This is a genomic window from Streptomyces sp. NPDC059524 (assembly GCF_042749255.1).
Taxonomy (GTDB): domain Bacteria; phylum Actinomycetota; class Actinomycetes; order Streptomycetales; family Streptomycetaceae; genus Streptomyces; species Streptomyces xanthii.
Window position 1 is genome coordinate 52,089 of the sequence record NZ_JBHYTK010000020.1, and the last position, 6,554, is coordinate 58,642.

Below are 6,554 nucleotides of genomic sequence, written 5' to 3' on the forward strand. Positions count from 1 at the left end.
CCGAGTGCGGGTCCTTCCTCGCTAGCGCGTCATGCCGCGCGCTCAGCCCTCGGCGCCCACCTTGCGGCGACGCACGGAGTAGACGACGCCGGCACCGGCGACGACGGCGATGCCGCCGATCATGCCGACGGTCGGCAGCATGGAGCTGGAACCCGTCTCGGCCAGCGACCCGTCGATCGGGGTGCTGCTCGCCTGCGGGGCGGGCGTGTTGGACGGACGCGGCTTGACCGGCTTGCCGGGCTTGCCCTTGGCGGGCGGCACCTCGCCCGGCTTCGTGCCGGCGGCCAGGATCTCGAACTCGTAGAGCGCGGTGTCGGCGTCGTTGAACGAGCAGACGCCGTCGCTGTCCACGCTCATGCCGAGCGTGACGGCGGCACCCCAGCCGGCCGGGGCCTTGGCGTCGACCTGGACGCGCAGCGCGAAGTCGGCGTGCTCACCCGGGGAGAGCGGACCGGACTCCTGGAACGGCAGCATGGTCTCCGCGCCGATCGTGACGTCGTGCCAGCCGTCGGCCCCGCGCCACTGCACGGTCAGGTGGTCGGTGGCGTCCGAGAACTCGTCGTCGTCCGCGACGGCGGCGACGTACAGCGACGCGTACATCTTGTCGAAGTCACGCTCGGACTTGTTTGCCACGCGGTACGTGAAGTCGTGCCAGCCGGAACCGGCGACGATCTTCGACGGCAGGCCGCGCAGCTCGGCGACGGTGCCCTTGTCGTCCTCGTCGGCGATGTCGTCGCAGGACTCCAGCGGGTCGGTGGTCTCCGACGGGCTGGGGCTGGTCGCGGGGGTCCCGGTGGCCGGGGTCTCCGTGGCCGGGGTCTCCGTGCCCGGGGTGACCGGCTTCGTGGTGTCCTCGGTGCCGGCCTCGGCGCCGGAACCGTCTTCCGTGCCGGAGCCGTCCTCGGCGCCCGCGCCGGCGGCGTCGGTGGCCGGGCCGTCGGCCGGGGTCGACTCCGCCTCCGACGGAGTGGTCGGCGCCGGGGACTCGGTCGAGTCGGCCGCCGGCGACTCGGCGCCGGCGGTGGTGACGGGAGCCGGGTCGTCCGCGAACGCGGCCGGGGCGGACAGGAGCGCGATCGGGGCGATGGCGGCCGTCGCGGCCGCCGTCACGAGTGCGCGGCGAAGCTTCATTCAGGACCTCGTGGGTACGAAGGGCGGCCCCGCGATGGCGGACGCGGACGTGGCCGTGGTTTCGCAAAGAGGACCCTTGATCGGCGCGCATGGTTGTCCTGCAACTGACAGGATCTTTATGTGACCTGGGTCACGGCCTTCGGTTCCCGGGCCCGTACGCCCAGGTCATGGGCCCCGGTGAAGTGCAGCCCGACCCCGTCGGGCCCCGCCGGGAACAGGTCCGTCTTGTTGCGGTCCATGACGTCGCTGCCGATCCGCCCGATCGGCACGGGCACCGCCGCGGCGGCCGACCGGTGCAGCCACAGCGTCCAGTCCTCCCGCTCCCCGCCGCGCCGCGCGGCCGCCTCCGCGTACGGCAGCGTGAACTCGAAGTGCTCGTCGGTCACCCGGACCACCGGCACCGAGAAGTCCCGCTCCTCGCCGGCCCGCGCGACGGCCACCACCCGCGCCCCGTCGAGCCCGCCGCGCACCCCGTACAGCGCCGCCCCGACCACGGCCCGCTCCGGCCCCGCGTCCACGTGCAGCACCTCGGCGTGCGCGGGCCGCAGCCAGACCCGCAGCGCGAGGAACCCGTCGGACGTGGCGTACGGCAGCCAGGCCGCGACCCCGTCGGGAACCGTCCGCGGGCTCGCCCCGACCCGCCGGGCCCGCTCGGCGAGCCCGCACTCCAGACGCCGCCGGCGGTCGGTGCCGCGCGGGGCGACGTAGCAGTCCCAGCGGCCCTCGGCGAGACGGTGCGCGTCGGCCGCGACCACGACCCGCCCGTCCTGCGGCACCGCGAGCCGCACCTCCCGCCCCTTGGGGTCCCGGCGCAGCCGCGCCACGAAGTCCAGCGGCCCGGCCGGCAGCGTCGCCGCGTCGAACCGCACGGTGAACCCGCCGTCGCCGCTCGACCGGGCGAACGCGACGGGAGCCGCGGGAGCGGGCGCCGGCTCGGCCGCGGAGGGCGAAGGCCCGGACGGGGGCGCCGCGGCGACCCGGGGCGCGGGAGCCGCGGACCGCAGCCGCCGCCACCACCGGGCCCCGAGCGAGGGCGCGGCCGGGGCCGCGACCGGCGCCGGACGCGGAGCGGGCGCCGCCGCGCCGCCGCGCTCCCGCCCGGCCCCCAGCTCCCGGAACAGCTCCTCGTACCGCAGCGCGACCGCCGCCGGCTCGAAGTCCCGGGCCCGCTCCAGCGCCGCCGCCCCGAGCCGTCCGCGCAGCGCGTCGTCCGACATGAGCCGGCGCAGCGCCTCCGCGTACCCGGCGACCCCCGCCTCCAGCGGCACGAGCAGCCCGTTCCGCTCGTGCTCGATGATCTCGGCCGGGCCGTGCGGGCAGTCCGTCGCGACCACGGGGACCCCGCAGTGCATGGCCTCGACGACGGTCATCCCGAAGGACTCCATGTCGGAGGTGACCGCCGCGATCGCGCCCTTCGCCCACTCGGTCTCGATGGGGGAGACCGGCCCCATGAGCCGCACCTGCCCGTACAGCCCGAGCCGGTCGATCCGCTCCCGCAGCGCCGCCTTCTCGGGCCCGCGCCCGTACAGCCGCAGCGCCCAGTCCGGATGCTCGGGGGCGACCTGCGCGAACGCGTCGACGAGCCGGTCGTAGCGCTTGACGGGGATGAGCCGCCCGGCCGCCACGATCACCTTGGAGTCCAGCGGCGACCGCTCCACGCCGGGCGCGGGCACCCCGTTCGGCACGCAGGTGATCCGCGTACGGACCTGGGGCAGCTCGGCGCGGTAGCGCGCGGCGTCGGCCTCGGACACGGTGACGAACGCGTCGAGCCGGGCCAGCGCCACGTTCTGCGCCTGGCGCACCTCGTCGGCGTGCCCGTCGTAGGAGAGGTGCTCCTGGCCGATGCGCAGATAGCGGTCGGCGCCGTACCGGGCGAGGTAGCCGTTGAGGATCGGCCGGGTCGCGATGACGATGTCGGCGTCGGTGCGGTCGAGGAACGCGGCGATCCGCTCGTCGTGCAGCGCGGTGTAGGCCAGCCGTCCGGTCCTGGTGCCGCGTTCGTGGTACATCACGCACGGCTGCTGTGCGAGGGGTTCGCGGTCGGCGCGGTCGGGTCTGTCCTCGCGCAGGTCGAGCAGGGTGGTCATCCGCACGCGGGGGTCGAAGGGCAGCCCGGTGCGGTCGAGCGCCCGGTGCACGCTCACGACCTCGACCCGGTGCCGTTCGGCGAGCGCCGCCGACATGTTGGTTGTGGCACGGATGGTGCCGCCGATGCCGTACGCGTTGTTGAGCAGGAAGACGATCTTCACGATGGGGCACCAATGTTCCGCTATTGCGCTGTGTTGAGCGTCATGTGCGAGCAGTACAACCTTTTCGCCGATCCCCGATCGTTATGGGGAACGGGCGGTCAGGAGTGGTCCGACACCCCAGGTCCCGGCTTTGATGGCCGCTCGGCGCGACCGCAAGGGCGGTCGCGCGAGTGCATGAGGTGGAGAACGAACGTGAAGTCAGGTCTCGGGCGCACGCTGGCAGGGGTCGGTGCGCTGGTCGCGCTCACGGCGACCGCGGGTTGCGGCGGCGGCGGCGCGGACGACGGCGGCAAGACCGTCGACAAGCCGTCCGCGAAGGCGTCGGCCACGGCCGAGCCCGGTCCGAAGCCGCTCGGCGAGGCGCAGCTGAAGAAGGCGGCGCTCGCGCAGGGCGATGTGAAGGGCTACCGGATCACCCCGGCGTCCGAGGACGAGATCCCGGACGTCAGCGTCCCGGCGAACCCGGCCTCGTGCCAGGCGATCGCCGACCTCTTCTTCGTCGGGACGGAGCCGGACGCCGAGGCGCGGGTGGCCCGCTCGGTGATCTCGACGGAGCAGACGGACGCGACGCTCCTGAAGGTGGGCCTGCTCGCCCACGAGGAGGCGAACGCGAAGAAGATCCTCGCCGAGGTGCGCGAGGAGAGCGAGAAGTGCCACGCGTACGAGCACACCGACTACCAGTACAAGGACGTCAAGCCGGGCGAGACGCCGAAGCTGGGCGACGAGGCGGTCGCGTTCACGCTGCGCGGTGACATCGACGGCGACAAGATGACGTTCGGGTACACGGTCGTGCGCAGCGGCTCGACCCTCGTCGTCTTCCAGGCGCTGAACGCTCTGGGCGGCGCCGAGGCCGAGGTGCCGGACGAGGTCGTCAAGGCGCAGATGGACAAGCTGGAGAAGCAGGCGTAACCGCCGGCTGGTCGAGCAGGGGACCTGAAGCGAAGGCGTGGGGCCGGTCTACGCATCGTGCTCACCGATGGGGTCTGAAGTGCTGGTGTGTGGGGGCGGGACGGAGGCCGACCGGCCCCGGGCGTCCCCGGGACCGGCCGTTTCCTTGGTGTGACCGGGCTGCTGTCCCCTGCCGTCCGGTCACTGAGCTGAAGCGAGGTCCCACGACGTACGGCGTCACCGTGACGTCTCATCGCTCCAGCGGAGCCACGCGTGGTTCGGGCGGCCCGCCCCTGGCTGGCACGGACTAACCGAACCAACGAAGCGCTTCCCTCCGGGTCACGCGCCGTACGGGTGAGCCCGGAATCGAACTCGGGTTCGGGTGTGTGGGGCCCGATGAGATGCGCACGCAGTGCGCATCTCAGGGGCGCGGGGAACTGCGCGACCAGCCCCCGCCGGGCGGCACCCGGCGACACACGGCCGGAGCTACGGCGGAGCCCCACGGCACCCCGAATCCCCACACGCCCGAGCCGGTAGAATCGGGGTCACGACTCCCCGCTCAGCCGCCGGAAGGCAACCCGTGTCATCAGCGACCCCCGCTGCCACCACCCCCGACACCGTCCTGGTCGTCGACTTCGGTGCGCAGTACGCCCAGCTCATCGCCCGCCGCGTCCGTGAGGCCCGGGTCTACAGCGAGATCGTGCCGAGCACCATGCCGGTCGCGGAGATGCTCGCCAAGAACCCGGCGGCGATCATCCTCTCCGGCGGCCCCTCGTCGGTCTACGCGGAGGGCGCCCCGCGCCTGGACCGCGCGATCTTCGACGCAGGCGTCCCCGTCTTCGGCATGTGCTACGGCTTCCAGCTGATGGCCACGGCCCTCGGCGGCACCGTCGACGACAACGGCGCCCGCGAGTACGGCCGCACCCCGCTCTCCGTCTCCAAGGCGAGCTCCACGCTGTTCGAGGGCACCCCCACCGAGCAGTCGGTGTGGATGTCGCACGGCGACGCCTGCTCGGCCGCCCCCGAGGGCTTCACCGTGACCGCGTCCACGGACGTCGTCCCGGTCGCCGCCTTCGAGAACGACGAGAAGAAGCTGTACGGGGTCCAGTACCACCCCGAGGTCATGCATTCGACCCACGGCCAGCAGGTGCTCGAGCACTTCCTGTACCGCGGCGCCGGCATCGAGCCGAGCTGGACCACGGGCAATGTGATCGAGGAGCAGGTCGAGGCGATCCGCGCCCAGGTCGGCGACAAGCGCGCGATCTGCGGTCTGTCCGGCGGCGTCGACTCCGCCGTGGCCGCGGCCCTCGTCCAGAAGGCCATCGGCTCGCAGCTCACCTGCGTCTACGTCGACCACGGCCTGATGCGCAAGGGCGAGACCGAGCAGGTCGAGAAGGACTTCGTCGCCGCGACCGGGGCGAACCTGAAGGTCGTCGACGCGTCCGAGCGCTTCCTGAACGCGCTGGCGGGCGTCTCCGACCCGGAGACCAAGCGCAAGATCATCGGCCGCGAGTTCATCCGCGTCTTCGAGCAGGCCCAGCTGGAGATCCTCCAGGAGGACGGCCCCGAGGTCGCGTTCCTCGTCCAGGGCACCCTGTACCCGGACATCGTCGAGTCCGGCGGCGGCACCGGCACGGCGAACATCAAGTCGCACCACAACGTCGGCGGTCTGCCCGACGACATCGAGTTCGAGCTCGTCGAGCCGCTGCGCCAGCTGTTCAAGGACGAGGTCCGCATGGTCGGCGCCGAGCTGGGCCTGCCGGACGAGATCGTCCAGCGCCAGCCGTTCCCGGGCCCGGGTCTCGGTATCCGCATCGTCGGCGAGGTGACGAAGGACCGTCTCGACCTCCTCCGCGAGGCCGACGCCATCGCCCGCGAGGAGCTGACGGCGGCCGGTCTCGACCGCGAGATCTGGCAGTGCCCGGTCGTCCTGCTCGCGGACGTCCGCTCGGTCGGCGTCCAGGGCGACGGCCGCACCTACGGCCACCCGATCGTGCTGCGCCCCGTCTCCTCCGAGGACGCCATGACGGCGGACTGGACCCGGATGCCGTACGAGGTCCTCGCCCGGATCTCGACCCGCATCACGAACGAGGTCGCGGACGTCAACCGCGTCGTGCTCGACGTCACGAGCAAGCCGCCGGGCACCATCGAGTGGGAGTAGTCCCCACGGTTCAGTGAGAGTGGCGCCCCCCCCCCCCCGGGGGGGGACCGTGGCGTTTCAAGGGGCCGGGCAACCGTGGGGCCCGGGCGCCCCCCCCGGTGCCCCCCCCCCCCCCCCCCGACGGG

4 protein-coding genes are annotated in these 6,554 nt (G+C 73.2%); 2 read left to right on the top strand and 2 right to left on the bottom strand.

The window, feature by feature from the left end; genetic code table 11:
* Positions 1 to 42: 42 nt before the first annotated feature.
* Positions 43 to 1,131: a hypothetical protein gene (locus tag ACFW9D_RS08835; protein WP_384619435.1), complete on the bottom strand. Its 1,089-nt coding sequence runs from the start codon at positions 1,129 to 1,131 to the stop codon at positions 43 to 45.
* Between the two features lie 116 nt (positions 1,132 to 1,247).
* Positions 1,248 to 3,380 (bottom strand): glycosyltransferase family 4 protein, encoded by a 2,133-nt coding sequence (locus ACFW9D_RS08840; RefSeq protein WP_384619437.1) that lies wholly within the window; start codon positions 3,378 to 3,380, stop codon positions 1,248 to 1,250.
* 192 nt (positions 3,381 to 3,572) lie between these two features.
* Here ACFW9D_RS08840 and ACFW9D_RS08845 point away from each other — a divergent pair, with 192 nt between their 5' ends.
* Together ACFW9D_RS08845 and guaA are read left to right on the top strand one after the other, a co-directional pair.
* Positions 3,573 to 4,289: a hypothetical protein gene (locus ACFW9D_RS08845; protein ID WP_384619440.1), complete on the top strand. Its 717-nt coding sequence runs from the start codon at positions 3,573 to 3,575 to the stop codon at positions 4,287 to 4,289.
* A 559-nt stretch (positions 4,290 to 4,848) separates the two neighbouring features.
* Positions 4,849 to 6,429, top strand: coding sequence for a glutamine-hydrolyzing GMP synthase (guaA, locus tag ACFW9D_RS08850; protein WP_384619442.1), 1,581 nt, complete (start codon positions 4,849 to 4,851; stop codon positions 6,427 to 6,429).
* The last annotated feature ends 125 nt before the right edge of the window (positions 6,430 to 6,554 follow it).

Coding starts and splice junctions, on each gene's coding strand:
- ACFW9D_RS08835 (WP_384619435.1), bottom strand. CDS start 1,131: ATGAAGCTTCGCCGCGCACTCGTGACGGCGGCCGCGACGGCCGCCATC.